Raw genomic sequence first — 23,911 nt, forward strand, 5'->3', positions numbered from 1 at the left:
TTCACTCAAAATAAGAACGGCTGTTCCGTCAATTGGGTGTGACTATCTGCCGCCGCAGGCTTCCCCCGGCGTTTGGTCGATTTTGATTTTTTCTTCTTCGTTTTCTCGTACTCTTTGTATCCGACCGGATCGATGATGGACCAGATCACTTCTCGCTGGTACTCCAGATGGAAATCGTCCAGCGTCTTCTCACCGTTCCGGATCCGATAAACCGCCTCGCCGATCTTGGCGATGATATAAGCGTCAACCACGTCATGCCTTGGGTTGGAGTATCCGAAGTGCTCCAGGGCCGCGGCTGCCATTGCCTCTTTTTTTGCTTTCCCTTTGAGTCGTTGTTTGGATCCAGGCTCCCCTACCCAGCCGCTTACATTTACGAATTTCTTAACGGCATTGGGGGCAACCTCGTCGAATTCTAGCCCCCTGCGGGTGATCATCCCTTCGAGACCGCCGTGAATCTTGGCTGTGGTGATCAACATTTCGGTTGCGTGCCCAATCCCCTCTTTGGTGACCACATCTCCGGGCCGGAGAATGCTGTATATCTGATTTTCAAGGGAAATCCGCTGCTCTTGAGTGATGCCACCCGGCTTATACTCTCCTTTCCCTGTCAGTACAGCTGCTCCTATGGGCTGTCCCGTGGCATCCAAGATGACCACTCCTGTATTTGTGGCGGGGTCGATGCCGACGATTCTCATTCTGATGCCTCACGGCTCCATGAAATCAACCAGGATATCTGATGGTAAAGGTACCGCTGATGTTGATTAATTTTTTTCCGGTAATAAAGGTTGGTCTCGTTACTGATCGCTTCACGATGCTCACCACAGAGATCGACCAATGCCCAAGTACCTTCAGCAGCATGGTTACACTTTGGAAACTTACATCCTGGCATCTTGCACAACCTCCCATGACCGCTGCCGTGCGTACTCATTAATCTTGTAGAGATGATCAAAATAAGCTCGTTTAATCACATCGTCGAGTACTTTGTTTGCTTCGCTTGGTGACGTGATCTCCCTTGCCTGCTGCCGGATTAGCCCAACGGTTACCTGAAGTACATCAAACAGTTCGCTGAGCATGCGGCGCTGATCGTAGTTCGCTGACTCAATTTCCTCAACCAACTCGTTTACTTCTTCCTGAAGCTTCACTCTCATATCCCCTGGCTGGTATCCCTTAACCGGATAATCAATCAGAGGGATAGCAAAGCATATATGTTCTGGCATCCGTTTCCCCTCGCTTTCTAAAAATCCAGCCATCCTCCCAAACTCTTCTTCGGCTTCTCTTCAACTGGCTGCTGTGGCTCCTGTGGTTCGTTTTCTGGCGCCTGTTCAGATTCCGGCTGTATTTGTTCCGGTATGTGTTTTGGTCCTCCGCTTAGGTCCTGATAAGGCCATCCTAATTCTTCATACTTCTTACGTAATTCCGGGAACTCTTCCGCGTACTTTCCTCTGCTGTATTCCTGCACAAGCTGTGCGGTTCGAGTGAGCATCCACTTTTTCCGGTTAATGTCCTCCTCGTCCGCCAACGGATCGATATCTTCCAATTCTTCCGTCAATGAGACCATGCCTTGTATAGCACGGTTGAATTCTTCGTCATCTTTTATAACTCGGCTCATGCGCTTAATCCCTTCTCCTTGCGCTTTTGCTTCATTTCTTCGGTGATATTCAAGAAGGACTGGTACGGTTTGTCAAACACCATGGTTATCGTTCCAGTGCCGACGTTTCGACCCTTGGCAACGATCAGATCAATCAGACCTTTACGGGCGCTATCTGCGTTGTAGTAATCGTCCCGGTAAAGGAATATAACGATATCAGCATCGCTCTCAATATTTCCGCAATCTCGAATATCTGACATCATAGGACGCTTATCTTGTCGCTGATCTACGCTTCTTCCTACCGCAGCCAAACACACAACCGGAATCATTAACGTACGAGCAATTTGTTTGAGTTGATAAGAGATATACTTGTACATTTCCCTCTCGCTCGTGAAGTTCTTTTCACTTCGGAGATGCTGAAGGTAATCAATATACAGTGTCATTTTGGGATACAGCTTGACCATCCTGCGAACGGTACGCCATATATGTTCAATGGTCGGGCCTGACGAATCGTCGATGAATATCTTACGTTCACCAATCAAATCGGCGGCCCTACTGTAACGTTCCCAGTCACTTTCTGTCATCTGGCCGGACTTCATGTGCGATATCTTGACCCGTCCAACCGCCCCGATCATTCTCTCAAGCATATTAAATGCCCCATCTTCACCAGAGACAATAAATGAAGTCGATCCGTCTTCACTGGATGCATAAGCTTCATTGCAAAGGTAAGCTGATTTACCTACCGACGGCCTGGCTCCGACGACGATAAAATCACCGTTCTGATGCCCTTTACTCATGTTGTTGTAATCTGTGCTGCATGACTTACGTCCGGTTACACCTCCAGGGTGTTGCGACCGCTTGATGATTATCGACGTATGCCTCTCAAGTAGATCCGATAGATTCATCGGGCCGTCCTTAATCGATGTTCTAGCCTGGATATCCTCCAGTTCTTCCATGCGAGCCTTGGCGTTTTGCAAGGTTGTTTTCCCTGTTGCTATTAGCTCCGCAGCATCTTTCATCTCACGCTGTACATATTCATCGTTAACAATCTGTTGATAATGCCTGAACATCCCATTGGTGTGCGGAACTGATCTTTGGATTTCAGTGATTCTACTGAATCCGCCGATCTTCTCCACTTTCTTCCCCCAATGTTGTGCAAGTAAGGGGAGGTAAAAGGGATCCGGCTGATCTGAGAATTTCTTATACGCGTACTTTAGCACCTCGAAGATTTTCCCATTGTCCCAAGCCGGGGAGAATGATTCCGGCATCAGAACGCAGTCGTCCATAAGTGTTTTATCCAACATTATCGATCCCAGGACGTTGATCTCAGCTTCGTATAAGTAGTTGTAATCATTCATTTTCATCACCGCCGCCGCTGTAATCCTTGAAGGCCGGAACCCTAGTCTTGTTAAAAAGTTTTTGTAGCTTCTCCAGAACATGATCTGGGGGTGGACCGACAATATTGTTTTCGTGGTACTCCTTCAAGGACAAAACTTCTTGCTCTCGCTCAATTTTCTGCACGTCATAAATAGAAAGTTGTTTTTTAGGTCTAAGAATATCGGCTATAGTCGGTTCGAATCTCTCGTTATCAATGTGTAAATCCAAGGCGTACATAGCTTGATCCAACGTGACCCCATTGATATTCAGTCTTTCATGCCAAAGCTCTGCAGTTGGACTTGATAGAGCCCTACCACTTTCATCGCGGTTAATTAGATTTGTGAAGCCTGGATATGCCCTTTTGATTTTCGCCAACAATCCGATCACTTCCGGCATTGATATTGTCTGCACCTTTGTTCACCTCGTTGGCATAAAGTTGTTTCAGATCGTCAAAGTCTTCATTCGCCTGTTGGCTACGATTTTTGTACCCCCCAGACTTTTGTTTGTTCTTAGACAGATGTTCCTCATATTTCAATCGCAACCATCCACCTCGTTTAAACACTGCATAATCACTTGCATAAAACTTATCCACGGATAATTTGTATGAACTGAGAACATCGAGCATCCACGTTAATCCTTCTTGTCCAAACTCGTTCAGCAGCTTCTCATGTTCTTCGGGCTTGAGCCATACACTTTCTGCATATTCACTTTTGCCCTCACGACTCTTTTCCACTTTGGATTTAGAAGCCATTTTGTCTACAGCCCCTTTGTGAGTTTTATCAGTTAAACATTCTTCTTTAATACCTTCTTCTTTAATACCTTCTTCTTTCATTGGTTGCTCTGCTGGTTGCTGTGCTGGTTGCTCTGAAAAATTCTGCTGGTTGATTGTGCCTGAAATCCCTTGTCCTGCTTGGGTTCCTGCTGGTTGCTCTGAAAAATTCTGCTGGTTGCTGTGCTGGTTGTTCTGCTGGTTGCTATTTTGGATTATTTCGGGCTCATATTCGAAGGAATAAACAGTGAATTTACTGTGCCTTTGGGTCTGTTTTATGAACCCTTCATCAATCAGTTTTTTGATGAGAGTCTTCAGCCGCTGCTCGGATATATCAAGCCTCCGACTCCAACCAGGGCGACCAAAAATGAATTCCTTGTGATGGATTGTGACTTCCAGCCCGTCTATGGTTCGTATCTCAGGCTTGTCTGAATAACGGGCCAGAAAGTACATTTCACAAAACACCATCCAGTAATCTTTATCACGCCTGAGCCAGTGATTTTGAAGCTCTCTACCAATCGGGATAAACCCGCTCATGCCTCCTCACCAACGTTCTCTTTAAGCGTGAATAGCTTTGTTTGGTATTCAATTCCCCGTGGCACCGAGGACACACCCGAAAATCATCAATGTATTCCTCTCGTCCTGGGTTAATCTCGTTGCCGCATATCTGGCAATCTGGGCAACGTTCATATATTTCTACAACTGCCTGTTCCATAAGTAGATAGGAAAGCCGTTCATTTGAGATTTCATGTGAAATGCGCCTCCTAAGCGTTTATGATTTTGGTGGATTCGTTCTTGCGATGGATAATTTGAAGCAGATCAGCCTTAACCTTGTAAACAAGCCAGTCATTAGGATCAAGTCCAGCTGCTTCTATGAATCGTTTTTGCCTGAGTGTGGGATTCTTTCCATTCTTCAATACTTTCACTCCATTCAGATGATCTATCTATCAGCGACATACACAGGGCACCCAGTCAAAGCTTGTACTTCCTGTTTGAAAAGATCAGCATCACTGTTCGTATCAGACAAGTGAATCAACCAGATTTCTTTGACCTTACTCATGTCGTTTGCTCTGATGAATTCCTTCATGTTTTCAAGGCTGAAATGGGATTTCAGCAAACGTCGCTTTCGCTCAACGCCGACTATTCCTGAGATTATGTTCTGGTCCAAAATATGTTCTGAATAATTGCACTCTATGAGCAAATGTGTCAGACCGCTAAACTGGAACTGGATATACCAGGTATCTGTTGCGAATAACAGCTTTTCCCCAACCTTGTTCACGAGTAGGAATCCAAGTGGTTCGTCAGCGTCGTGTTCGACCTCGAATGGCAGGATCGTCCATGTACCTAGTCTGAATTGCTCCCTGGCCTTCACAGAGATTGCACGATGCCCACACAATCCAGCTGCTTCCAACGCTCCAGCAGAAGCATACAGGTCAATTCCGAATCTCATGATATTCCGCGCAGCCAAAGAATGATCTTGGTGATGGTGGGTCATTAAACAACCAGCTATTTCCGACATTCGATAATTTAGGGCTCGTTGTATGTCCTTGAACCGAAGCCCGCACTCCAGCAGCAGGGGTGTATGACCGTCAGTCACATAATAGGCATTGCCCGCGCTGCTGGACCCTAATGGCTTAATCTCGATCATCAGAAATCGTCGTCAGCTGGAACGTTGTTCTTCTCAGGCTTATTGCTGGCTGGAGGTGGTGTCTCCATCTTCTGTTCCTGTTTAGGTTGATCAGGAGCAGGCTCGTCTTGTGGCTTCCATTGTGGTTCAGTTGGCGTCTCAGGCTTGATGTCGATCGGTTCACGATTGGCTCTTTCTGTGATCTCCTCTCGGACTGCAGCATAATCGCCGTCTGAAGCTTGATCATGAATCAGCTCAACAAAGGCGCTACCGAAATCTTTTGGAATCTTTTTGACCAAGTTGTTCCGCATCTTACGAATGATCATGGCCTCACGGCTGTGATACTCAGACCATGCCGGGCTAATCCATTTTTGAAGCTCGTCATCATCCAGTGCCTTCAATCCGAGTTCTGAAGCTTTCTTCAACAGAACAGTTTTCTTCTCAGCAATTTTCTTTAACTGGTCAGCATTAGCGTCATATCTCGTTTTCCCTGCTGGCAGCACGCCGAACGTTTCGTTCATCATGTTATTTTGAATATGTGCGACGAGGTTTTTAGCTACGTCATCACGTTCTGAAATAAAGTATTGAATACTCTGATCCTTGAAGATGATCGGATACACAACCCGCACGACATCCCCCTTGCCTTTAGGTGTCCATTTCGGAGGAGTCATCTCCAATCCATTAAAGGACGGGTATTCGAATTCATCTCCTTCTCGCACCAACCAGAAGGGACGGACCTGATCGACGTTTCGACCGAAGTTACTCAGGATCGCATCGTTACCGTCGCCTTCGATCCCCATTTCAATCTGCTTCTTCCAAACGTCCTTACCATCGACCTTGACCTTGACGTTCCGGATTTGGAAGTACACTTCGCGCGGACTGGCAGCCGCATTCAACTTCAGTGCAGCCACATTCAGCAGGGTTGTCGTCACATTGTTTTTGTCGAGCTGCGAGTCGTTGAAGCTCAATCCTTTTGTGTCCAAAGCAGCGTTGATGGAAGACAAAGCATTCATAACGCACTGCTTCGAATACTGATCCATGTTGATGCCGTTATTGACTAATTGACTTTCGATCATTGGAAGGAATGTATCATTCACTTTTGTTAATCCAGTGGAATAAGTTTGGTTACTCAAGGTTAAACGCCTCCTGTGTGGGTTTCGGCTTTATCAACGTATAAGTCGTGATATTCTTTGCTTACGATCAATCTGATTTGCTGGCCTGCCGTGCTCTCGATATCAGTCACAGCCTCAGCGTTATCGATAAATATTGGAGCGATCACCTTGTAATGCTCCGACAGAGTATTGATGATATCCAAGCCGGCATTAACCTGTGCTGCTCGGTTTAGGCCGTCTTCGTATGGAACCAGGTTCGGACCATAAAGGATTTTGCATGTCTCATTCAAAGCGCCGTTAACCTGGGTTTCGAACAACCGGAATTTCACGTTACGGAACTTGGCGTTGATCTTGGATTCGAGCATCTGAACTTTTGTGCGAGTAAACTCCTCTGTCAGATAGAGCTGCCGCTCCAATTCTTCATATTGCCGAGCAAGTTCTTTCTCCTCTGTCTTCAGCTCCTCGATGCGCTTCTGCCCTCTTTGGATCTGATCGAACCCGGCGTATTTTCTTTCTTGGGACTCGAGTTCAGCACGCAGACTTACCACTTCCAAACGGGCCTCACTTAAGGCACTGACAGACTGTGAGCGAAGTTCTCGTATCGTGCGCTCAATTTCCTCGCGCTCCTGCAATTTGCTTGCATACACTGGATCAGAAGCAATGTTTGGAGTAGATGACTCGAGTGTTTCGATTCCTGTCACGAGCTCTTTGATTTCTTGGTCCAGGGCATCCATCTTGATTCGGTTAGTTTCGATTGTGTCTGTGATCTGTTCAATTTCTTTAGCCCATTGATCAGCCAAAAGCTTTTCGGTTTTTCCGCGAGACACGATCTGTTCAAGGGTTTGGGATTTTCGTGTGTTAAACTGCTCCTCTGCCCTTTTCCGCGCTTCTTCAACCTTTTCTATGGGCAACGATTGACCGCAAGTTGCACACGAGTCTTCACCGGAATAAACGAACTGCGATTCTTTTTCCTTGTCTCGCTCATCACGCAGCCGGGCTCTCGTTTCCTCGTTCTCTTTAATTTGGGAGCGCAGCCTTGTTACATGGGCTTCCATCCTTTTCGTTGCATCCTCAAGCGCCCCATAGTCGGCGTTTTTCTTGGAGAGATGCTGGCGCTTGGCACTGATTTTTTCAAACGAACCTGCCTGGATTTCATTTTTGATCTGAAGCAGCTCGCCATCGATCTCCCGCAGACGGTTTGTTTTAACAGCTATCTCCCCGCCGTTCTGGATTCGGTTCATTTCGTCTTCTTTGTTGCGGATCCGGTCGCGAAGCGTCTCGATTTGCTTTTGCATCATTTCCTCATTCAGACCGTCAGTATCAGGCATAACTCGCTTGATTTCTGCTATGCCGTTGGGGATTTCCTTCAGCCTGCTATTAATTCGAGCCTGATCGCTTTTGATCTTATTTTTGTGAATATCCAAGGTCCGATTTTCCAGAATTGACGGAAGCTCGGACAAATCCTTGTTGTTCGAGATAACTTCGTTGTCGGATATGTCACCGCAGACCTCCAACAACAACTTTCGGCGTTCATTTAAATCAAGTCGCTCAGCATAGTACGATGGATTAGTCAGCAGTTTGAACGCTTCCTCGTCAATGATCTTTGAAATCTCAGTTGTGTAATTTCCTTCACTGTATGGAGCGCCATCAACAAAATGATTTGTCTTATGACCTGTGAATTCAGCAGTAGCAGCTCCGCGCTTCTTCGTCCATTTTTCGGTGAATACTTTACGGAACTCCCGGCGCTTCCCATCAACTTCAAGAACACCAATGACCTCGTGCTCAACTCCATGCATCGGCTCACCGTTAGATTCCAGGGTTTTAATCCATTTCTCAGGTTTCCCCTTCTCCCTGCTGTCCTTGTTAAACAGGAGCCAGTAGAAACCATCGAATAGAGTCGTCTTACCCGCTGCATTGGGGCCGTAGATGTTGGTGTCCTGACCGTCTGGCTGAAGAGTGACTTCCTGAAGACCTTTGAAATATCTAAAGGTTAAAGAGATAATCTTGATTTGCTTTACCATTTGCCTTCCTCGCTTTCCGTGGTATTATGAATTTGTATAATTTCTTATTGACCGCTCTCATTGGGCGGCTTTTTTTGTGTGATCTGTGACAAGGTTGTATTTTTGTTCGATGATGTTCATCTGGCCTTTCAGAACTTCCCTATGCTTTGGATCGGTTTCCTCCAGGTACCATTCGTATAGAAACAGCAGCTTATCGATGTCTTTCAGGGTTTCAGGTGTAAGAGATTCGCGGAAACTACTAAACAGTTCGCTTTCTGTTCTCATGCTTTAAAGCTCCGCAAGTTCTTGTTCGAGCCGAGTAATTTCACGGTTGATAGCTTCAATAACAAGCGTATTTATCTCACCAATCAACTCATTCGAACCGAGGTCAGGTTTTTTAGCAAAACTATCAATGTGTCCAGTTGTATTTCCGTGTTTATCAAAGAATCTCATCCGATCGCAAATAATCATCCCGGTGCGCGTGCGATTAAGCTCCTCGATTTTCCTCATGATGGCTTTACCTTTCGTCACTCGCTCTGCCATCCATTCCAACGTCTTTTGATCCATGTGATTTCCTCGCTTTCTATTAATTTTTATTGTTAATTCCCATCCAGTTCTATTTCAGCAGCTTTCTCTTGCAAACTCTTGAGCATTGAAGGAATATTCAGGCGATTGATAATATCTGCGGAAAGCTGTTCGCGTAAGTTCTTTTCGAGCGTGCTCAGAACAGTATTTTCAGCCTTCTGCCGTGCATCTGCTATAAGTTCCGATAGTTTCTTTTCAAGCTCCTTGCCGAGCATATTCTTGGCGAAATATTCATGAACGGTATATTTAGCTTCGCGTTCGCGGTCTGTACGTTTGCCATATTCATCGAATACCTTTCGTTCAAGGAACTTGTCATACTGCGTACCAACAAATTCACTGAGGGATAGTAACTTCACCTCATCCCTCCACATGCCTGTGTCATATGGGATTTTGATGTTTTGAAGTTTTTCTTCGAAGATGGCAATAAGGAAATCACTTGTTACCTTGTCAGCAGCTTCTTTGATTTTTGATTCAATCGTAGACTGTACTTGCTTTTCTACTTTATTGATCAAACGATCTTGCAAGCCCCTTACAACCTCGGTTCTAAGTTCATCCGAAACGGTTCCAGTTTCAGAGTCAAACCAGTCCAGCTCCAACTCAACTTTCAGCTTTGTCATTGCTCATTCTCCTTTTTTAGGGCTCAAAAACCCGATTTTGGCAAAAAAATAATAGGTGTTACCGATTTTACACGCGCGGCGGCCAGTTCCATTGACCAGGTTCGTTACCTTGGCGAACGTTTAAAACATTGAACTGATGTCCGAATTCATTCCATACAGATAAATTCACAACATTGTCTACAACTGCGACAATAACTGCAGCTAGTGTCTTACCCACTTCATCGTTAAAATGAACTATACGTCCAATACTTGGTTTCATTGGTTTGTTCACCTCCAGTTATTCGTTTTCGCAATCTTCACACTTACGTGGATACCCCGGCTCCTCGCCATCCACATAAGCCCCGCACACTTGGCATAATAGCCCCTTCAGAACCATCTCAGCAGCTTCTGTCGTTTTCATCTCCTTCCTCATATGGTTCGAATTGATCCAGTACATCCTGTTCCGTCAAATTCGGTGTGTGGAATGCTGGTGCGGCAACTGGTGATAATCTGAATATTTTGATTTCCTCCACCACAACAAATCGCTGCCCCGTTGACTTGAGCTTAAATTTCTTTCCTATCTCGACCTTGCTCATCTCCTGTTTCACCTCCTTCCAGTGAATGATGTTTTATATGACTTCCTGCATTACATCCCGACGATCACCCCACAGTTTCAATAGCTCCTGACGGCATCTCCGGTATTCTCCACGAGCATCCAGCGCTTCCAGGTATCTGCGCTCAGCCAGCATACGCCGTTCAGCTTGCAAGGCTTGTACCATCTTCTTGCGTAGTTCATTTGCTGCGTTCAAGTTTGCTTCTCCTTTCTTTCATCTCTGCTACCATCCAAAGCCGGAAGACAAACAATGCATTGATGAGGACCCAAGCTGCGACGATCAGCAATGCGGTCATTGTGATTCCCTGATGCGAGGAAAGTCGCGTTCGATCATTGCGATTTCCATCAGGACGAAGTCAATTTTCGCGGGATTCACAAGGCCACTTTCTGAGAATATGTGAAGGTTGTTATAGTGGCTCATGACTTCCACAGGGATTTCATTAATCTGCGTCACGAGTACTTCGCCTCCATTTCATCTAATTTGACGGTGATCTCTTGCACCCAATCCATATCCCCCGCTGTCTGTGCTTCAAGCGCCAGGTTCTTCAACTCATCCGTCTCTCGGACTAGCATGAGGTTGTCCATCAATAGTGGGAAAAGCAATCTCATCTCAAGATTTCTGACTTTAAGCTCGCCACTATGATGGTCAATTATCATTTGTACAAGCTCGGCTAGTTTACGGTGTGCTGGGTGGATGATGACTGCCATGTTAATCACCGTCCTTCGTTGATGATCTTTGCGCAACTACGGCACAACTTCAGATCATCTATTTCAGTCATCCCGGGTTGCTGCTGACACAATGGGCAGCACGATAATGAAATCGCCTGTTGTACTGATGGAATCCACTCTTCAATAAATTTGATTCCCGCGTCATAATCTTTTTCAAGGGTGTCACGGTATGATCGAATCGGCTTAAACCACTGCCTGTACTCACTCCAGAGCATTGAAAATCCACGCCGCTTATTAGCCTTAAAATTCTCTGAATCCGGATCTCCCAACAGTTCGATCATCCGAGCTCTTCCCCTCACTCGAAGCGCTTCTTGATCTTTACGCGTGCAAATCACGCGCTTTTTCAATGCCTCAATTTGCTTTTCATACAAGCTCAGACGTTCTTGTAATGATTGCACTTCAACTGATGTCAAAAACTTTGCCTGCATCCTCCCCTACCTCCTCAATAATTGGATTCTGTAATGCTTGGTTCCATTTGGCCCGATTGCGACTGATTGTTTCATCCAACTCCGCCCAAAATTTAGCGGCGTATTCTTGAGCTTCACGGTGATCTGAAATGGATGAGAAGTACATCAGAGCGCTTGACAGATCGACATCCACATAGGCCCTTGTTTTGTTCAGTGACTCCTTCATTTTTCGAAGATTTGAACGGGCATTTTCATCAGCGGTATTCCGCTCAAGCATTTCGTCTTCCATCCTGCGATTAGCTTGATACAAACGCTGGTTTTCCTCGATCAGCTCACGCAGCTTCTTTTCATCCTCCGGTGAACGTTGTGTGTTGGATTTTAACGTTTCAATCTGTTGGGCAAGAGCATGCTTTTGTGCTATTGCAGCCTGCTTGTCCATCTCAGCTTCGTGAGCTCGCTGTTCGGCTGCTGCCCTATCCTGTTCTGCATTCTTTAGCGCCTTCTTCACTTCCCGGAGTTCACGGACCGTCATTTCATCAACTGTCTTCGTTTCTCCCGTTGAAGGGATTTCGTGTTCCTGTTCGATGAACTCTTCCCTGTCGATAGATTCTGGAAGTGAGAGCATTTCAAAGATTTTGCTTGTTTCCAAAAGCGACGACGTCGTCGTATTTGAGAACTGCTCATACGCCTGAATCATTCGCTGTGCGGTTCGCGGAATTAAATCAACCTGTTCAAGCCATGTTTCCCATTGCCCATGAGCCAAGTCATTTTCCTTTACGTGCATTAATCGTTTGCCGATCTCGAATACTGACTGTCCGGCGATTTGTTTGTAACTGTTTATTTCAGCGGTTATAATCTGAAGATCGTTAGATAATGTTAGCTCGTTCATACTCACCATCCTTTTCATCAGTAGCAGTACAAGAAATACTGATCGTAATTCCAAGTGCATCGCAGACTTTATTTATCGAGTCTTCGTTCCATCTACGTTCACCTGCCAACAAATCATGTATGTGCTGATAGCTGTATCCTGTTGCACGGGCAATTTCGGCTTTCCTCATTCCCGTTTTCTCCATAACCACCTTAACTGCCTTGGAAAAATCCATTATGTTGCTCACCTCCTGTGATTCGTATTATCACGCTAATAGCTTTATTTATCAAAGTGAAAAATAAAGCATATTGCGTTATTTTAGAGATATTTTAAGCTATATACAGCTTAATGCTTGATTTTTCTCCTATTTCCAGCTATTTGCGTGTTTACTTTTAAATATTTTAGTGATAGTATCTATTCAGCATATAGCTTTATTTTTAAGGAGCGATGAGAATTGGATAACAGTAACCGTATAAGAGAACGCAGAAAAGAATTGGGGTTAAGCGGTCCAGAGGTGGCTGCCGAACTCGGAATTTCAACTCAGTACCTGTATGATATTGAACGGGGAAAACGTGGACTAAGTGGAGAAATATTAATTAACGTGTCAGAAATATTAAAAGCAACAACCGACTATTTGCTGAAGAAAACGTCCCTCAATTTTTATGGTGTTGATATTACAAATAAAAACTCCGATCCTCATGAGGAGTCGGAGTTAGCTGATATTCCTATTGAAAAGTTAAACCAATTTAAACTTACGTATAAGGGGCATGAATTAAGTAAAGAAGAGGCGGATGACGTTATCAATCTTTTAGAAGCTGCTTTGAAACGCTGGAAAAAATAAGGTTATCCAAGTAAGTGTTCACTTCAGAAACATCGATACCTTTATTAGTAAGCATCTTCAAATAATCTTCTAAACTAATGTCAGCTTCTGATTTTTGCATGTACAGCCCTCCAGTAATAGTGCAATGCCTGATTTTTCCGTGTGAGATTGTAAAAAAAGCATATCATAAAACCGAACAAAAAACGAGAACGAATGTTCCGAAAACGAAAGGAGTTATGAATGAGTTTCCAGCTCGGGGATTGCACCCTGCTGGAACGACTAAATGAGAAGGGATGGACACAAGCAGAGTTTGCTAAACGTATGGGTGTTTCACGCCAGTATGTAAGTAAGCTCATCAATGGAGAACGCAAGATGTCCCTCGAATTTGCCTTTAATGCTGCTCACATTTTAGGCTGCCGCATCACAGATTTATACATCCTCAAAGTCGTTCGCAGGAGTTGAGTGGTTTTCACTCTCCCCCGGGCTACTTGTCACCCAAACGGGTGACACATCACTCCTTAGTTACAAAACCTTCCTAGCACCACCCCCTTTAAAGTTTTTTGGACGCAAAAAGGCCACTACAAATATCAAATAAGATAAGAAGTATCTCTTTTGAAATTCAAAATTCAATAAGTGTGCGTATAACTATCACTATTGAACTTTTTTTTAAAAGAGATGATGCTTCTGTCCTCAAACTTGATTTTGTAGCGGCCTTTGTAAACCACTAATCAATAATTAATCTACTTAGAAAGCCCCTTCTGCCCAGGCTAGGAGTAAGTTAATTGGTAAATATATGATATGGTTCTCATAATAGCACATAATATATTCAAGGTTCAATCTCTAATTTTCTTTTTCATTTCCTCGACATTATTTGAATGCTGCAGATTTTTGGGGCTAAACAAGATTACCTGAATCTGCTAGACTTTAAGTAATAATTATATGAGGTGAGAAAGTGAAGAAAACATGGGTGTTTACTGTGCTGATTCTCATATTACTTGCTGTTACGGCTTGTGGTAACTCAGAGGGAAAATCAGTTGATCAAAGTCGTCAATTATTACTTAAAGAAGCTGAGCTTTACATTAAATTAATGGAAATGGGAGAAACAGAAGAAGCAAAATCGTCATCCGAATTTATTCGGAACCTGGCAGATGGTGAGGACAAGAAACAATTTCTTGAGTTGGCAGATCTAATGGATCAAGAGGATGTAGAAAAAGTGCGGGCTTTGCATGCGAAATTAGGCGGGGAATACATTGAGCCTAAAACCACCTCGAATGTTCTAACTGAAGCAAACGATAAATTTGCTGCTCTTTCTATTGAAGCTGCTCAAATATACGTTGAGTCTGTCGGTCCCGTATCGTTAGAAAATCGAACTGACATCGCTGATCTTATTAAGAGTAATTATCTTCTTTTATCAGAAGAACAGCAAAATGATTTCGAGGAACTTGCTAAATTTATCGAAAATGATAACAAAGACAAAGCTATAGAATTACATCAAAAACTCAAAGATAAATATGGCCTATAATAATTAAACCTGTCGGCATCTTAGCTGACAGGTTTTTTAATGTTTCGTCATTGTAATTATTACAGTTCTTTAAGTGGCCGAAATTATGTCTTCAATTCGAATCCACTGCCATTCGTCTGTCTCTATCGACAGCTTAATCTCCCGTCTGAATTTATGGACCATAACAACGATGCCGGTCAATTGCAAATCCTCGTACTCATCAAACAGTTGCAATGTAATTCTTCGATGGTCATTATAAGATTCGGCCAACGCGCTTTCGATTAGTTCGATTTCCTGCGCATCTAGTATTGGCCTTCCTTTTCGGCATTCTTCATGTTGCTGACAAATAATAGCTTCTTTATGCTCAGGCAGCATCATACGGCTTGATTCCCAAAGTCCGTTACCCTCCAGCTTTTTTCGTGTTGTCATTTATAGTGTCCTCCAATCTTAGCTGAACGATCAAGCGCTTGGCCTGCTGCTGTCATCGATGCAGCTCTGATGAGAATAGAATTACCGTATTTGTTTTTCAAAGCATCAGTAGCTTTTTCCAAGGCCATGGACTTCTCCCTACCTGAATCAAACAGCGACATTTGATATTCCGTATCTGGTGTCAGCTGCGTCAAACTTATGCCTACACGCCGGACCGGCAGACCGTCCCAATACAACTCAAGAAGCCTACACGCCCATCGGTAGACTTGATTAGTAATATTGGAGGGGTCCTCCATCTTCATTTGATGGTTAAATCCTGTGGGATGGTCATAATCTGCCCCCATACAGCCAACAGATACCACATGACCCATACAACCAAGAGCACGGCAACGCTGGCAGACCAGCTCCGTTAGTTCCAACAGTATGACCTTAATCTCCGCCAAAGTGCCATAATCCCTAGGGAGCGTCATCATATGCCCTACAGACTTGGGGGCGACCTGATGTGTCCCTGGCCGTACTGGGCTGTCGTCAATTCCGTTGGCAATACGCCAATACATCTCTGCCTGAATATCTGAGTTTTTACCAAACTTCCGGCGCATCATCTGCTTTAACTTACCAAGCGTTGTTTCTGCAACGCTGCCGATCGTAGGCATGCCCATCGAGACAAAATGACGTGTCATACGGCTTCCAGCCATAAACATATCACTCACGGGCCGTTTCCAAAGCGTTTCGGGAAGCATTTCTTTGGTCAAGGTGTATATGCCGGATGAATTTTTCTTGGCGTAATTGTCACACGCTGTCTTTGCTAGGATTTTGGTTTCTGAAATGCCAAAACGGGCATATACTCCCGTTGACTCTTGGATATGATTTTGAATAATTTGCGCAAGTTCCTTTGGTGTGCAGCCGAACAGGTGTAAAGAGCCGGTTACATCCAGAAACTGCTCATCGATGCTGTACGGCTCCACAAGGTCTGTATACTGCTTGTATATCTCCGTAATTTGCATGGACACATCTATATACTTTTGCATCCGCGGTCTAATAACAACAAGATCAGGGCATTTGGCGACTGCCTCCCCTATCCTCTCTGCAGTCGTTATCCCTTTTGACTTGGCAATTGGGCAAGCTGCCAGTACGATGCCAGACCGCCGCTCTGGGTCCCCTGCAACTACTAGTGGACGATCTTTGTACTGTGGATGGTCTACTTTTTCCACACTTGCATAAAAAGATTGGCAGTCTGCCAACATGACCACTCGGTTCGATGCCTTCACTGTTCGCACCCTCTGTCCGAAATATTTAAACCCAAGTAAGTGTAAGACCGCTGAATAACCTCTGCTTCGATCAGCCCCCAAAGCATAGACAGCTTATGATGATATCCTCTGCAAATAAACTCAACTTCAATGCCGAGCTTTGTCCTTCGCTCTTCATAAACTTTCAAACCGCACTCACGCATGTCTCTTCGTACTTGAGCCAAATCACCTAAAGCAGCTGCCTGTAAATGATCGATTATAACGTTAGTCATTTCTGATGTCTTTAAATCTGACACGCAAAGAATCGCTCGATCCTTTTCAAGAACATCAAGCAACAAAGGGATCAAAGTGTAATCCTTAACCAGTTTAGTTTCTTCTGGCTCTAACCCAATACTCAACATCATTCCTCACCTCAAAAAGAGAACGTTTGTTTGTATTATATGCGAACGTTCGTTCTTTTATCAATGACAAAAGAAGGAATTCAATTGTGTTTGAAGAATAAACGACCAGAAGAGAAAAGGGGGTTGCCTTGCTCATGTGGAGAAAAGAAATACTTGCGGCAATTGAGAAGAAACAATCAGTTACAATCAGGTTGATGGATGGAGAAATACTGCAAGGGATCGCCGAGACTTGCGCGGATCGGGTTAAGATTCGAAGTGATAATGGAGTGGTTTACATACCTATTTTGGATATCGATCATGTAAGTAGGTTAATTCAATTACGATAAAACAAAAGACCCTTAATCGATAGGGTCTTTTTTGTATTCAATCAAGTCTGAAATATTGCTGATCTCTAAAGCAAGCATTACCTTCTCCAGATTCTCAGGAGACCAATGCTTCGATTTGTTCTTAACCATGTCATCAACAGTATTCCAGCGTATCCCCGTCATCTCGCTTAATTGCTTTGTATTAATACGCTTTTCGTCCATGAGCTCACTTAATTTTAAATACAGCATTATACTCACCTCATATTTAATATACCCCAACACATAAAAAACATCAACGATATTAGTTAATTATTTCAACTATTTTAGTTGATGATCAACGATATTCGTTGTATAATAAGAGTATAAGGAGGTGAAAGAAAAAATGCGAAAGACGAGAAAAGAAGAACGACGCGATGAACGGACTGCAAAGATCATGCTAATGACTGCAATCATCAGCTTGATTGTCTCGATCATCACCCTCATCACCGCTCTGGTTCGCTAATCAGACGACCCGGAAGGGAGCCCCACAAGGGGCTTCCCAAAGGGTTGGTGAAATATAAGGTGTCGTTCTTCTTTACTCGATTATACCATAAAGGAGCTGATCAAATGAACGCCTCTAAAATGCTCAAATTAACATCATGGCTTTCAGTTGCATCGATCGTTATCAGCTTAATTACAATAGGCATAGTTATTGCAAGGTGGTAACCATCTGTAACGCAAAAAAGACCCTGCCAGCACACGCACGCCGGTAGGGTCTTTGTATTTATTTTAATGTGTTAAAATCAATACATAAGGAGGCATTATGAAAAAACTATACATAACACTTGCACTTATTTTATCTGTACTGGTTGCCTGCTCCCCGATTTCAAGTATTACAACTAGTGAAAAAGAAACTGACCAGACTATGCCAAAGTTACAGCAAGAACAGGCATCAGGCACACTGCGAGTCTATTACCTCGACGTTGGACAGGGTGATTCCACACTGATACAGACACCTAAAGGTCAACATATTCTAATAGACGGCGGGGATAACCACAAGGGCGACGAAGTGGTTGATTATCTTAAGCAGCTTGGCGTTAAAAGTTTGGATGCAATCATTGCAACACACCCGGACGCCGATCATATTGGCGGGTTGGATACGGTGATCGATGCCATACCGGTTAAGTCTGTTTATGCCCCACGAGTATCACACACCACAAATACATATAAGGATTTTTTGCTTGCAGTTAAAAACAGCGGGTTAAAGATAAAAACTGCTAAAGTCGGTCTAACGCTCCCGCTTGATGGAATTACAGCGGAGTTTGTTGCCCCCGTTGCGGAGTATGGCAAAGACTTAAACGCTTGGAGTGCTGTGCTACGAGTACAATACGGCAACACTTCCTTCCTCTTTACTGGCGACGCAGAGGCCAGAAGTGAAAAGGACATGTTGAAGAGTCCAAAACTCTTGAAAGTCGACGTCCTGAAGGTGGGACATCATGGATCGGACACATCGACATCGCAAGATTTCCTCAATGCGGTCAGACCAACGTATGCCGTAATCAGTGCAGGGAAAGATAATAAATATGGCCACCCAAAGTCTGCTATTATCAATCGCTTGAAGAGAGCTAAAGTAACTGTGTACAGGACTGATACTCAAGGTACGATTACTGCTGTAAGCGACGGGAAGACAATAAAATTCGATACTGTGAGGTAACCAAAATGATAAAGGGAGTTATTGACCGATTTGAGGACGATATCGCTGTAGTCGAAGTCGAGGATGGTAAAACACTGCATTACCCAAAGCATCTCCTACCAAGTGATGCGGAGGTTGGGGATGTTATTAAAATCGATGGCAACCATTTTACCGTGGACAAAGATGAGACAAAAAAGCGAAGAAATGAAATTGATGGGCTCATGAATGAGCTTTTCGAAGATTAAAGCAGAAAGGACCCTACCGGCATAGAGCCGGTAGGGTCCTCACATGTATGAGGTAATTATAACACTACATTCAATAAATCCCTTTATAGGGTACTTTAGGAGTTTAGAAAATTCAACTATCTAACAACTACGAACAAGAATATATTCGCAGTTCCACCCATCCCCGCAACTGTCAAAGTTGCCTCTGTATTACCTCTTGGTCCAGAGACTTGTGTGTCAGGGTACCACTCAACATAACCCCATCCGGTATTATAACTAAAAGTATTTGAGGTAGGGTTTTTTTCTATTTTGTTACCAGGAAAACTTTCACCGTCATTCATGGAAGCATATCTATTGCTTACAATAATAAATTGTCCTGGCTCCCATTTACCACTGAAGTTGTTGATCTTGATCTCTTTTCTTGTAGGACTATTAGCCTTTTGACGCCAATCGTAAGTAACAGTCATACTTGCTTTAACAGAATTCTCCTCTTTTTCTCCTCCTGCTGAATCCATAGGACTAATCTCTGAAGATGGAAGCACAACCGTAACCTCATAGGTTTCAGTTATCTCCTTGTTACCCGAAGAGTTGTCGTAAGTTCCAATAGTCTCCGCCTTAGAAGAAGTTCTCTTCACATCTTTAATCTCATAATCTAACACTTCACCATTCTCATTAGTAATAACCGCTCCAAACTCGAGATCTGGTTTCAAAGCATCAGCTTTAGACGCAGATGTCGTTGCAGGTGAAACAACTCCAAAAAACAATCCTAGACATAAAACTAACGAACTGATCTTCTTCATACTTTGATCCTCCTTTGTTTTTATGACCTCCTACAATATACCAATTACACCATATAATATCAACACATTTAATATTTTATACTTTTTTCCTAAAAGCAGAGGATATAGAATACCCAAATACTATACTAGAAACAATGAGAATATAATCATGTTCAAGAATGAATAGATATATCGAATTATTGAAATTTAAGAGTCCCAAGTCAGACCAAATATAACTCATTGAGACAATAAAGGATGGTAGAGTAAGTGTTAGAAATCGTGATTTATCAATAATATATTTAGTCTTTTTAGTGAGTATGATGTTATCAGAACCAAGTAAAGCTCCAATTCCCCCAAAACACAGTAATAAGATTAACGTTGTATTAGTTGGGCTAAACTCAAAGCGTTCTCTAGCCTGTGTGTAACTGTTGGATAATAGTATACTTCCGTAAGTGAGCAGTACGATAATTAGTACCAAATAGATCAAATCACGCAATATTTTTTTTTGAGTTTGTTTCATCAAACTTCTCCCCTCTCTTCTCAAATGAACATACCCACCTTAACATTAAAAGGATAATTAATCCATTAATATATGTAATCATTAGGTTTTAATTTCCATATTTTCTTCAACTTTTTTGGTGTTTTCCGTTCATCTAAGAAAAAAAGAACCCCGCCAGCAAAGCTGGTGGGGTCTTCAGTATTATTTAAAACTTTGTTAGTGTAGCTGTCTTTGTTTCTTTTTCCCACCCTACTTTAGCGTCAAGAGCTTCACCCACGGCCCGCAGAGGTACATATGTCACTCCGCTCTCAAGTTTCCCATCAGCAATCCGTTTTCCATTTACGATGACTGTTACCTTATCGCTCACAGTAGCTGCAGCCTCCCTTTTTTTAAGGCCCAGGTATTTCGCGATCCCTGTAACATGGCCATCAATCAATGCATTAATGACATCCTGCCGTTTCAGCTTGGCCGCACCAGCTGCCACATCGATAAACAGGTTCTCCGTCAGGACCGCTGGCATTTTAGATTCACGGACCATGTGGAGGTTCGCTGCCTTCTGGCCGCGATCAGTAACTGCAAATGCTTTGAGCGCAGCCATGATCTCCTTATGAAGCACGTCTTGCAGGGACTTCGAAGCCGCTGAAGCATTGGTATATCTGAATGACTCAAACCCACCAGCTCCGCCTCCTGCATTACAGTGAATGGAGACAAGGAGATCTGCACCAGCTTTGTTAGCTGCAGCAGTTCGATCCCTCAACTCGTGGAACACATCCATGCCTCTGGTTAGTAAGACTTGCACGCCCTCGTAATCTGACTCCAGACGCTGCTTGATGCCTTTGGATAACACCAGGACGATATCCTTTTCCTGCAGCCCGTTTCCAACAGCTCCAGGATCCTTACCGCCGTGACCTGCATCAATCCATACCTTCCTCATGACTTAATCCCTTCTTTCGTTTGCTTCACAGCCTGATGACCGAACACCGCGAATGCACCGGCTAGGATTCCCTGTATCAGCGCTTCAACGCTCCATCCAATCAGCCCCACTGTAAGTCCCACAGCAAACACAATAACGATATAAACGATGCTCCAATCAGGTACCTTCGGAGTCTTCTTTAAGATAAATCCGATAACCCAACATGCAACCACAACAATTAACAACCTTGGATCAATGAGTTCTAAAATCATGTTCCATTCCATTTATCTCACCCTTTCGGAATCGTAATTCCATGTATTATTCTATTCTTCCAATCTATCAATTGGTCTGTGTGCAATCCCTGAATCATCATCCTCTACTGCCTTTTCTCCGCTTTTCTCGTTGAATATCTCAATAGCTTTTCTTAATACCTTTGGGACCGGTAAACCCATTCTTCCAACGTTTTCTAAGATTGAAAGCAGCTCGTTCGCCAAATAAAAAAAGACCACAGCATTTTGAAAATACTGTAATCCTCCTAATGCATTATCGATAAAATGAGAAAGTGCAACCAAAAGAAAAATAGCAACTTTTCGAGCGATTCCAAAATAACCTTTCCGGCTTTTAAGCTCTCCATTAATCCATGCGGCTGCCCATCCCGTCAGCCAATCTACAATTACAAACCATAGTAATAAATGTATCAACAGGCTCCAACCTCCAAACATGTAACCCATCAGCGCCCCCGATACTGCGGATATGGTTTTTATAACATGTGACCACTCCCCCATGACCTTCCCCTACTCTCTTTTTTTAATAATAAGCCCCCGGATAACCGAGGGCATAAAAAATACGCCTTGCGGCGCGCTGGTTAAAACTATTCTTCGATCAGAAATTCAAGACCACTATCTGTCAGGATATCCTTAACTCCTGGTTGTAATGTGGATGGTACCTCAACATACTTGGTTTTACCCAAGATTACCCGCTGTGCAAAAAACATTGCCATCATATCCGTGTCACCTCCTTTCAGAAATAACCAAGTGATGAAGCGCCGGATCACTTGTAAACCTGTGTGGCCATCTCCGCAATAACGTCCTCAACGAAATCTGTGCGCTCTGATAAAACTGTAGTCTGAGCTTTCAGCAGAGTGTTTTCTTGCTTCAGCTCTTCAACCTGTGAACTTAGTGCTGGTCGTGGCTCCTGTGGTGTCTCTGGGTCCGTTGGATCAGGATAGGTAAACAACGGTTTGAGTGCGCTCAGATCAACCCGTGTGATCCGTCCGCCCTCCGCAAAGTCTGATGCATACGCTCCATACTCAAGTTGTATCATTCCAACTGTTTCCGGGACGCGTTCAGAAAGTGCGATGTATACCTCGAAGTCTTGTTCGCGCGTCGTCTCAACAACAGCCCCGGTGCGCTCACCGGTATTTTCTATCACATCGCCCGTAATCTTATCAAAATAAATTTTAGACCCTATATTCATTAACCATACACCTCCCAATACACTGTACTGCCGACAATGGCGGAACTTCTGGATGACACCGGAATTCTAAAGCTTGTGCCACTGAAGGTCTGTGTAAAATAATTTCCGTAAAGGTAATTCCAAGCATTTTGTATAATTCCAGTCATGCCAGTTTCTGCGACATGTACCGCAGAAACAAGGCTAGCAGTATAGACAACAATTCTTTTCGGAACAAAGGCAAGTCCGTTAACTTCTATATATGCGGTGTCTTGCCTCCCGCCTCCATCCATAGTAAATTCTATACGATCCTTCACAATAGCGCTTCCTGACGCAAAAGGCTTGCCCTCGATTAACGTACCCAACAAGCCCGCAACATTAACCCCGGACCGAAGGTTATTCGCAGTCAACCCCGGTACCATCGCCGTTACCCAGGACCCCCCATCATAATAGCCTTGCGGTGGGCGAATGAAAAAGCGGTCCCCCGGCCATACGGTTGATTCAAGCCCCGGCATGTGGGTGTTTTCCGCGCTTCGGTTAGGCATACCACCATTAAATGGGCCGCTGGCATTCGAAGCACTTTTCCCGACCAATAGATCCGCTGCTATTGCATTCCCGGACGCCCGAATGATAGCCGATATCTTCGGAATCAACTGCGCCCATGATTCATTTGTGGATGCCTGTACCCCTATGGAATTGAGCGCGGCAACCACATTCGCTTTCTGCTCAACTCCAAGCTGCTTTCCCGCAATGGCTTCGTCCATTGCCGCTTTGACCGCTTTAGGCGTTGCGGCCATGTTTTCAGCAACGCTGTTCGTTGCATTGGATAGCTGCACGATACCCTTTTCGGTTAGAGAGGCATCTGGGATGTCTACATCAATTGCAGCAATCTTCTCATCTGTATATTTCTTTGCCTCTGCTAGTGATTCAGCCACATCGTCAGGAGTTGCGAATATCAAGGAGCTGTTTATCACAGCTGAGACATTCTGAGCCTGTCCGAAAGTGACGATCATATCAATTGTCTTCTCGATGATATCGGCTGCACCAGCTGGCGGAATATACTCTGCTCCGCTGCCTGAATTACCGTACGCATATAGGATTTCGCCCTCATCAGGATCTTGAGCAAAAATACCCATCTCCCGGAAGTAAAATCCTGTGGTCACGTCTTGATTAGATAAGACAGCCCCCACGATTGCTTGTGCCGTCATTAAAGTTTTCAGCCGAGTGATCGGTAATGATTTCTTCTCGCTGATCAACCGGTTCAACGTAGTGATGGACTGCCCTCCTAGTTGACCGTCACCTACACCCATCCGTGTAAATTTTAGTAATGCTCCCGCCTCTGCCTTAGCTTGCAGGTTACGGCCTTTATTGGTCTGAATAAAACCACCAAATGCCCCCATG

General features: G+C 44.1%; 39 protein-coding genes. 6 read left to right on the forward strand and 33 right to left on the reverse strand.

Going from position 1 to position 23,911, the window contains the following annotated elements:
- Positions 1-5: 5 nt before the first annotated feature.
- The 22 genes from B9N86_RS19895 to B9N86_RS19995 all read right to left on the reverse strand — a co-directional run bounded on the left by B9N86_RS19895 (position 6) and on the right by B9N86_RS19995 (position 12,503).
- Positions 6-692: a hypothetical protein gene (locus tag B9N86_RS19895; protein ID WP_208914865.1), complete on the reverse strand. Its 687-nt coding sequence runs from the start codon at positions 690-692 to the stop codon at positions 6-8.
- Positions 689-886 (reverse strand): hypothetical protein, encoded by a 198-nt coding sequence (locus tag B9N86_RS19900; protein WP_208914866.1) that lies wholly within the window; start codon positions 884-886, stop codon positions 689-691. The genes B9N86_RS19895 and B9N86_RS19900 overlap by 4 nt, the downstream gene beginning before the upstream one ends.
- A complete protein-coding gene (locus B9N86_RS19905) occupies positions 873-1,247 on the reverse strand; it encodes a MazG nucleotide pyrophosphohydrolase domain-containing protein (protein ID WP_208914867.1) in 375 nt (124 codons plus the stop codon). Before B9N86_RS19905 ends, B9N86_RS19900 begins: the two co-directional genes overlap by 14 nt.
- Positions 1,232-1,606, reverse strand: a complete 375-nt coding sequence (locus B9N86_RS19910; RefSeq protein WP_208914868.1) for a hypothetical protein — start codon at positions 1,604-1,606, stop codon at positions 1,232-1,234. The genes B9N86_RS19905 and B9N86_RS19910 overlap by 16 nt, the downstream gene beginning before the upstream one ends.
- On the reverse strand, positions 1,603-2,943 hold the full coding sequence (locus B9N86_RS19915; protein ID WP_210190596.1) for a replicative DNA helicase: 1,341 nt from the start codon (positions 2,941-2,943) through the stop codon (positions 1,603-1,605). The genes B9N86_RS19910 and B9N86_RS19915 overlap by 4 nt, the downstream gene beginning before the upstream one ends.
- Positions 2,936-3,373, reverse strand: a complete 438-nt coding sequence (locus B9N86_RS19920; protein WP_210190597.1) for a hypothetical protein — start codon at positions 3,371-3,373, stop codon at positions 2,936-2,938. Before B9N86_RS19920 ends, B9N86_RS19915 begins: the two co-directional genes overlap by 8 nt.
- A complete protein-coding gene (locus tag B9N86_RS19925; RefSeq protein WP_208914871.1) occupies positions 3,291-4,268 on the reverse strand; it encodes a hypothetical protein in 978 nt (325 codons plus the stop codon). The genes B9N86_RS19920 and B9N86_RS19925 overlap by 83 nt, the downstream gene beginning before the upstream one ends.
- Positions 4,269-4,495: 227 nt before the next feature.
- Positions 4,496-4,648 carry a DUF6906 family protein gene (locus B9N86_RS19930; protein WP_208914872.1) on the reverse strand — a complete coding sequence of 51 codons (153 nt, stop codon included), beginning with the start codon at positions 4,646-4,648 and terminating at the stop codon, positions 4,496-4,498.
- A gap of 23 nt (positions 4,649-4,671) precedes the next feature.
- A complete protein-coding gene (locus B9N86_RS19935) occupies positions 4,672-5,379 on the reverse strand; it encodes an MBL fold metallo-hydrolase (protein WP_208914873.1) in 708 nt (235 codons plus the stop codon).
- Entirely contained in the window at positions 5,379-6,491 is a 1,113-nt protein-coding gene (locus tag B9N86_RS19940; protein ID WP_208914874.1) for a hypothetical protein, read from the reverse strand. The genes B9N86_RS19935 and B9N86_RS19940 overlap by 1 nt, the downstream gene beginning before the upstream one ends.
- A 2-nt stretch (positions 6,492-6,493) precedes the next feature.
- The gene (locus B9N86_RS19945; protein ID WP_208914875.1) at positions 6,494-8,491 is read right to left on the reverse strand and encodes an AAA family ATPase; all 1,998 of its coding nucleotides are present in this window, start codon (positions 8,489-8,491) and stop codon (positions 6,494-6,496) included.
- Between the two features lie 57 nt (positions 8,492-8,548).
- The gene (locus tag B9N86_RS19950; RefSeq protein ID WP_208914876.1) at positions 8,549-8,755 is read right to left on the reverse strand and encodes a hypothetical protein; all 207 of its coding nucleotides are present in this window, start codon (positions 8,753-8,755) and stop codon (positions 8,549-8,551) included.
- Positions 8,756-8,758: 3 nt separating this feature from the next.
- Positions 8,759-9,037: a hypothetical protein gene (locus B9N86_RS19955; protein WP_208914877.1), complete on the reverse strand. Its 279-nt coding sequence runs from the start codon at positions 9,035-9,037 to the stop codon at positions 8,759-8,761.
- Between the two features lie 32 nt (positions 9,038-9,069).
- The gene (locus B9N86_RS19960; protein ID WP_208914878.1) at positions 9,070-9,672 is read right to left on the reverse strand and encodes a hypothetical protein; all 603 of its coding nucleotides are present in this window, start codon (positions 9,670-9,672) and stop codon (positions 9,070-9,072) included.
- Between the two features lie 67 nt (positions 9,673-9,739).
- A complete protein-coding gene (locus tag B9N86_RS19965) occupies positions 9,740-9,931 on the reverse strand; it encodes a hypothetical protein (RefSeq protein ID WP_208914879.1) in 192 nt (63 codons plus the stop codon).
- A gap of 18 nt (positions 9,932-9,949) precedes the next feature.
- The gene (locus B9N86_RS30680; RefSeq protein ID WP_280174944.1) at positions 9,950-10,072 is read right to left on the reverse strand and encodes a hypothetical protein; all 123 of its coding nucleotides are present in this window, start codon (positions 10,070-10,072) and stop codon (positions 9,950-9,952) included.
- Positions 10,050-10,247 carry a hypothetical protein gene (locus B9N86_RS19970; RefSeq protein ID WP_208914880.1) on the reverse strand — a complete coding sequence of 66 codons (198 nt, stop codon included), beginning with the start codon at positions 10,245-10,247 and terminating at the stop codon, positions 10,050-10,052. The genes B9N86_RS30680 and B9N86_RS19970 overlap by 23 nt, the downstream gene beginning before the upstream one ends.
- Before the next feature lie 33 nt (positions 10,248-10,280).
- On the reverse strand, positions 10,281-10,460 hold the full coding sequence (locus B9N86_RS19975; protein ID WP_208914881.1) for a hypothetical protein: 180 nt from the start codon (positions 10,458-10,460) through the stop codon (positions 10,281-10,283).
- A gap of 254 nt (positions 10,461-10,714) precedes the next feature.
- Positions 10,715-10,972 (reverse strand): DUF7667 family protein, encoded by a 258-nt coding sequence (locus tag B9N86_RS19980; RefSeq protein WP_208914882.1) that lies wholly within the window; start codon positions 10,970-10,972, stop codon positions 10,715-10,717.
- A gap of 5 nt (positions 10,973-10,977) precedes the next feature.
- On the reverse strand, positions 10,978-11,421 hold the full coding sequence (locus B9N86_RS19985; protein WP_208914883.1) for an ORF6C domain-containing protein: 444 nt from the start codon (positions 11,419-11,421) through the stop codon (positions 10,978-10,980).
- Positions 11,393-12,289, reverse strand: coding sequence for a DUF3102 domain-containing protein (locus B9N86_RS19990; protein WP_208914884.1), 897 nt, complete (start codon positions 12,287-12,289; stop codon positions 11,393-11,395). Before B9N86_RS19990 ends, B9N86_RS19985 begins: the two co-directional genes overlap by 29 nt.
- A complete protein-coding gene (locus tag B9N86_RS19995; protein WP_208914885.1) occupies positions 12,267-12,503 on the reverse strand; it encodes a helix-turn-helix domain-containing protein in 237 nt (78 codons plus the stop codon). Before B9N86_RS19995 ends, B9N86_RS19990 begins: the two co-directional genes overlap by 23 nt.
- A gap of 219 nt (positions 12,504-12,722) precedes the next feature.
- Between B9N86_RS19995 and B9N86_RS20000 the strand changes: the two genes are divergently transcribed.
- The 3 genes from B9N86_RS20000 (at position 12,723) to B9N86_RS20010 (ending at position 14,610) form a co-directional block, all read left to right on the forward strand.
- The gene (locus tag B9N86_RS20000; protein ID WP_208914886.1) at positions 12,723-13,109 is read left to right on the forward strand and encodes a helix-turn-helix domain-containing protein; all 387 of its coding nucleotides are present in this window, start codon (positions 12,723-12,725) and stop codon (positions 13,107-13,109) included.
- A 219-nt stretch (positions 13,110-13,328) separates the two neighbouring features.
- A complete protein-coding gene (locus tag B9N86_RS20005) occupies positions 13,329-13,550 on the forward strand; it encodes a helix-turn-helix transcriptional regulator (protein ID WP_208914887.1) in 222 nt (73 codons plus the stop codon).
- Positions 13,551-14,040: 490 nt separating this feature from the next.
- Entirely contained in the window at positions 14,041-14,610 is a 570-nt protein-coding gene (locus B9N86_RS20010) for an outer membrane protein assembly factor BamD (RefSeq protein WP_208914888.1), read from the forward strand.
- Between the two features lie 69 nt (positions 14,611-14,679).
- On the opposite strand, the gene B9N86_RS20015 is transcribed toward B9N86_RS20010, so the two are convergent.
- Genes B9N86_RS20015 through B9N86_RS20025 form a run of 3 tightly spaced genes read right to left on the reverse strand, consistent with a single transcriptional unit; the run spans position 14,680 to position 16,669 of the window.
- Positions 14,680-15,018: a YolD-like family protein gene (locus B9N86_RS20015; RefSeq protein ID WP_208914889.1), complete on the reverse strand. Its 339-nt coding sequence runs from the start codon at positions 15,016-15,018 to the stop codon at positions 14,680-14,682.
- A complete protein-coding gene (locus B9N86_RS20020; RefSeq protein ID WP_244562771.1) occupies positions 15,015-16,286 on the reverse strand; it encodes a DNA polymerase IV in 1,272 nt (423 codons plus the stop codon). Before B9N86_RS20020 ends, B9N86_RS20015 begins: the two co-directional genes overlap by 4 nt.
- A complete protein-coding gene (locus tag B9N86_RS20025) occupies positions 16,283-16,669 on the reverse strand; it encodes a YhjD family protein (protein WP_244562772.1) in 387 nt (128 codons plus the stop codon). The genes B9N86_RS20020 and B9N86_RS20025 overlap by 4 nt, the downstream gene beginning before the upstream one ends.
- A 131-nt stretch (positions 16,670-16,800) precedes the next feature.
- On the opposite strand from B9N86_RS20025, the gene B9N86_RS20030 reads away from it, so the two are divergent.
- A complete protein-coding gene (locus B9N86_RS20030) occupies positions 16,801-16,992 on the forward strand; it encodes a hypothetical protein (protein ID WP_208914890.1) in 192 nt (63 codons plus the stop codon).
- Between the two features lie 12 nt (positions 16,993-17,004).
- Here the strand turns inward: B9N86_RS20030 and B9N86_RS20035 are convergent, their stop codons facing one another.
- Complete coding sequence (locus tag B9N86_RS20035; RefSeq protein WP_208914891.1) at positions 17,005-17,220, reverse strand: helix-turn-helix domain-containing protein; 216 nt, start codon at positions 17,218-17,220, stop codon at positions 17,005-17,007.
- A 553-nt stretch (positions 17,221-17,773) separates the two neighbouring features.
- Between B9N86_RS20035 and B9N86_RS20040 the strand changes: the two genes are divergently transcribed.
- Positions 17,774-18,664, forward strand: coding sequence for a ComEC/Rec2 family competence protein (locus B9N86_RS20040; protein WP_208914892.1), 891 nt, complete (start codon positions 17,774-17,776; stop codon positions 18,662-18,664).
- 5 nt (positions 18,665-18,669) lie between these two features.
- Positions 18,670-18,888, forward strand: coding sequence for a DUF3006 domain-containing protein (locus B9N86_RS20045; RefSeq protein WP_208914893.1), 219 nt, complete (start codon positions 18,670-18,672; stop codon positions 18,886-18,888).
- A 116-nt stretch (positions 18,889-19,004) separates the two neighbouring features.
- On the opposite strand, the gene B9N86_RS20050 is transcribed toward B9N86_RS20045, so the two are convergent.
- The 7 genes from B9N86_RS20050 to B9N86_RS20075 all read right to left on the reverse strand — a co-directional run bounded on the left by B9N86_RS20050 (position 19,005) and on the right by B9N86_RS20075 (position 23,910).
- A complete protein-coding gene (locus B9N86_RS20050) occupies positions 19,005-19,667 on the reverse strand; it encodes a hypothetical protein (protein ID WP_208914894.1) in 663 nt (220 codons plus the stop codon).
- Positions 19,668-20,350: 683 nt separating this feature from the next.
- Entirely contained in the window at positions 20,351-21,079 is a 729-nt protein-coding gene (locus B9N86_RS20055) for an N-acetylmuramoyl-L-alanine amidase (RefSeq protein WP_208914895.1), read from the reverse strand.
- Positions 21,076-21,342, reverse strand: a complete 267-nt coding sequence (locus tag B9N86_RS20060) for a phage holin family protein (protein ID WP_208914896.1) — start codon at positions 21,340-21,342, stop codon at positions 21,076-21,078. Before B9N86_RS20060 ends, B9N86_RS20055 begins: the two co-directional genes overlap by 4 nt.
- A 39-nt stretch (positions 21,343-21,381) precedes the next feature.
- Positions 21,382-21,843, reverse strand: a complete 462-nt coding sequence (locus B9N86_RS20065; RefSeq protein WP_208914897.1) for a phage holin family protein — start codon at positions 21,841-21,843, stop codon at positions 21,382-21,384.
- Between the two features lie 86 nt (positions 21,844-21,929).
- The gene (locus tag B9N86_RS30685; RefSeq protein WP_280174945.1) at positions 21,930-22,061 is read right to left on the reverse strand and encodes a hypothetical protein; all 132 of its coding nucleotides are present in this window, start codon (positions 22,059-22,061) and stop codon (positions 21,930-21,932) included.
- A 47-nt stretch (positions 22,062-22,108) separates the two neighbouring features.
- Entirely contained in the window at positions 22,109-22,534 is a 426-nt protein-coding gene (locus B9N86_RS20070) for a hypothetical protein (protein ID WP_208914898.1), read from the reverse strand.
- Entirely contained in the window at positions 22,534-23,910 is a 1,377-nt protein-coding gene (locus B9N86_RS20075) for a tail fiber protein (RefSeq protein ID WP_208914899.1), read from the reverse strand. The genes B9N86_RS20070 and B9N86_RS20075 overlap by 1 nt, the downstream gene beginning before the upstream one ends.
- Position 23,911: the final 1 nt, after the last annotated feature.

The sequence above is a fragment of the Paenibacillus uliginis N3/975 genome, assembly GCF_900177425.1.
Classification (GTDB): Bacteria; Bacillota; Bacilli; order Paenibacillales; family Paenibacillaceae; genus Paenibacillus_AQ; species Paenibacillus_AQ uliginis.

Coding starts and splice junctions, on each gene's coding strand:
- B9N86_RS20055 (WP_208914895.1), bottom strand. CDS start 21,079: ATGAGGAAGGTATGGATTGATGCAGGTCACGGCGGTAAGGATCCTGGA.
- B9N86_RS19980 (WP_208914882.1), bottom strand. CDS start 10,972: ATGGCAGTCATCATCCACCCAGCACACCGTAAACTAGCCGAGCTTGTA.
- B9N86_RS19945 (WP_208914875.1), bottom strand. CDS start 8,491: ATGGTAAAGCAAATCAAGATTATCTCTTTAACCTTTAGATATTTCAAA.
- B9N86_RS19995 (WP_208914885.1), bottom strand. CDS start 12,503: ATGGATTTTTCCAAGGCAGTTAAGGTGGTTATGGAGAAAACGGGAATG.
- B9N86_RS20065 (WP_208914897.1), bottom strand. CDS start 21,843: ATGGGGGAGTGGTCACATGTTATAAAAACCATATCCGCAGTATCGGGG.
- B9N86_RS20045 (WP_208914893.1), top strand. CDS start 18,670: ATGATAAAGGGAGTTATTGACCGATTTGAGGACGATATCGCTGTAGTC.
- B9N86_RS20075 (WP_208914899.1), bottom strand. CDS start 23,910: ATGGGGGCATTTGGTGGTTTTATTCAGACCAATAAAGGCCGTAACCTG.
- B9N86_RS20030 (WP_208914890.1), top strand. CDS start 16,801: ATGTGGAGAAAAGAAATACTTGCGGCAATTGAGAAGAAACAATCAGTT.
- B9N86_RS20040 (WP_208914892.1), top strand. CDS start 17,774: ATGAAAAAACTATACATAACACTTGCACTTATTTTATCTGTACTGGTT.
- B9N86_RS19960 (WP_208914878.1), bottom strand. CDS start 9,672: ATGACAAAGCTGAAAGTTGAGTTGGAGCTGGACTGGTTTGACTCTGAA.
- B9N86_RS19985 (WP_208914883.1), bottom strand. CDS start 11,421: ATGCAGGCAAAGTTTTTGACATCAGTTGAAGTGCAATCATTACAAGAA.
- B9N86_RS19900 (WP_208914866.1), bottom strand. CDS start 886: ATGCCAGGATGTAAGTTTCCAAAGTGTAACCATGCTGCTGAAGGTACT.
- B9N86_RS19925 (WP_208914871.1), bottom strand. CDS start 4,268: ATGAGCGGGTTTATCCCGATTGGTAGAGAGCTTCAAAATCACTGGCTC.
- B9N86_RS20005 (WP_208914887.1), top strand. CDS start 13,329: ATGAGTTTCCAGCTCGGGGATTGCACCCTGCTGGAACGACTAAATGAG.
- B9N86_RS20035 (WP_208914891.1), bottom strand. CDS start 17,220: ATGCTGTATTTAAAATTAAGTGAGCTCATGGACGAAAAGCGTATTAAT.
- B9N86_RS19905 (WP_208914867.1), bottom strand. CDS start 1,247: ATGGCTGGATTTTTAGAAAGCGAGGGGAAACGGATGCCAGAACATATA.
- B9N86_RS19935 (WP_208914873.1), bottom strand. CDS start 5,379: ATGATCGAGATTAAGCCATTAGGGTCCAGCAGCGCGGGCAATGCCTAT.
- B9N86_RS20025 (WP_244562772.1), bottom strand. CDS start 16,669: ATGATGTTGAGTATTGGGTTAGAGCCAGAAGAAACTAAACTGGTTAAG.
- B9N86_RS20050 (WP_208914894.1), bottom strand. CDS start 19,667: ATGAAGAAGATCAGTTCGTTAGTTTTATGTCTAGGATTGTTTTTTGGA.
- B9N86_RS19910 (WP_208914868.1), bottom strand. CDS start 1,606: ATGAGCCGAGTTATAAAAGATGACGAAGAATTCAACCGTGCTATACAA.
- B9N86_RS20070 (WP_208914898.1), bottom strand. CDS start 22,534: ATGAATATAGGGTCTAAAATTTATTTTGATAAGATTACGGGCGATGTG.
- B9N86_RS19915 (WP_210190596.1), bottom strand. CDS start 2,943: ATGAATGATTACAACTACTTATACGAAGCTGAGATCAACGTCCTGGGA.
- B9N86_RS19990 (WP_208914884.1), bottom strand. CDS start 12,289: ATGAACGAGCTAACATTATCTAACGATCTTCAGATTATAACCGCTGAA.
- B9N86_RS19965 (WP_208914879.1), bottom strand. CDS start 9,931: ATGAAACCAAGTATTGGACGTATAGTTCATTTTAACGATGAAGTGGGT.
- B9N86_RS19895 (WP_208914865.1), bottom strand. CDS start 692: ATGAGAATCGTCGGCATCGACCCCGCCACAAATACAGGAGTGGTCATC.
- B9N86_RS30685 (WP_280174945.1), bottom strand. CDS start 22,061: ATGATGGCAATGTTTTTTGCACAGCGGGTAATCTTGGGTAAAACCAAG.
- B9N86_RS19950 (WP_208914876.1), bottom strand. CDS start 8,755: ATGAGAACAGAAAGCGAACTGTTTAGTAGTTTCCGCGAATCTCTTACA.
- B9N86_RS30680 (WP_280174944.1), bottom strand. CDS start 10,072: ATGAAAACGACAGAAGCTGCTGAGATGGTTCTGAAGGGGCTATTATGC.
- B9N86_RS20060 (WP_208914896.1), bottom strand. CDS start 21,342: ATGGAATGGAACATGATTTTAGAACTCATTGATCCAAGGTTGTTAATT.
- B9N86_RS19955 (WP_208914877.1), bottom strand. CDS start 9,037: ATGGATCAAAAGACGTTGGAATGGATGGCAGAGCGAGTGACGAAAGGT.
- B9N86_RS20015 (WP_208914889.1), bottom strand. CDS start 15,018: ATGACAACACGAAAAAAGCTGGAGGGTAACGGACTTTGGGAATCAAGC.
- B9N86_RS19970 (WP_208914880.1), bottom strand. CDS start 10,247: ATGAGCAAGGTCGAGATAGGAAAGAAATTTAAGCTCAAGTCAACGGGG.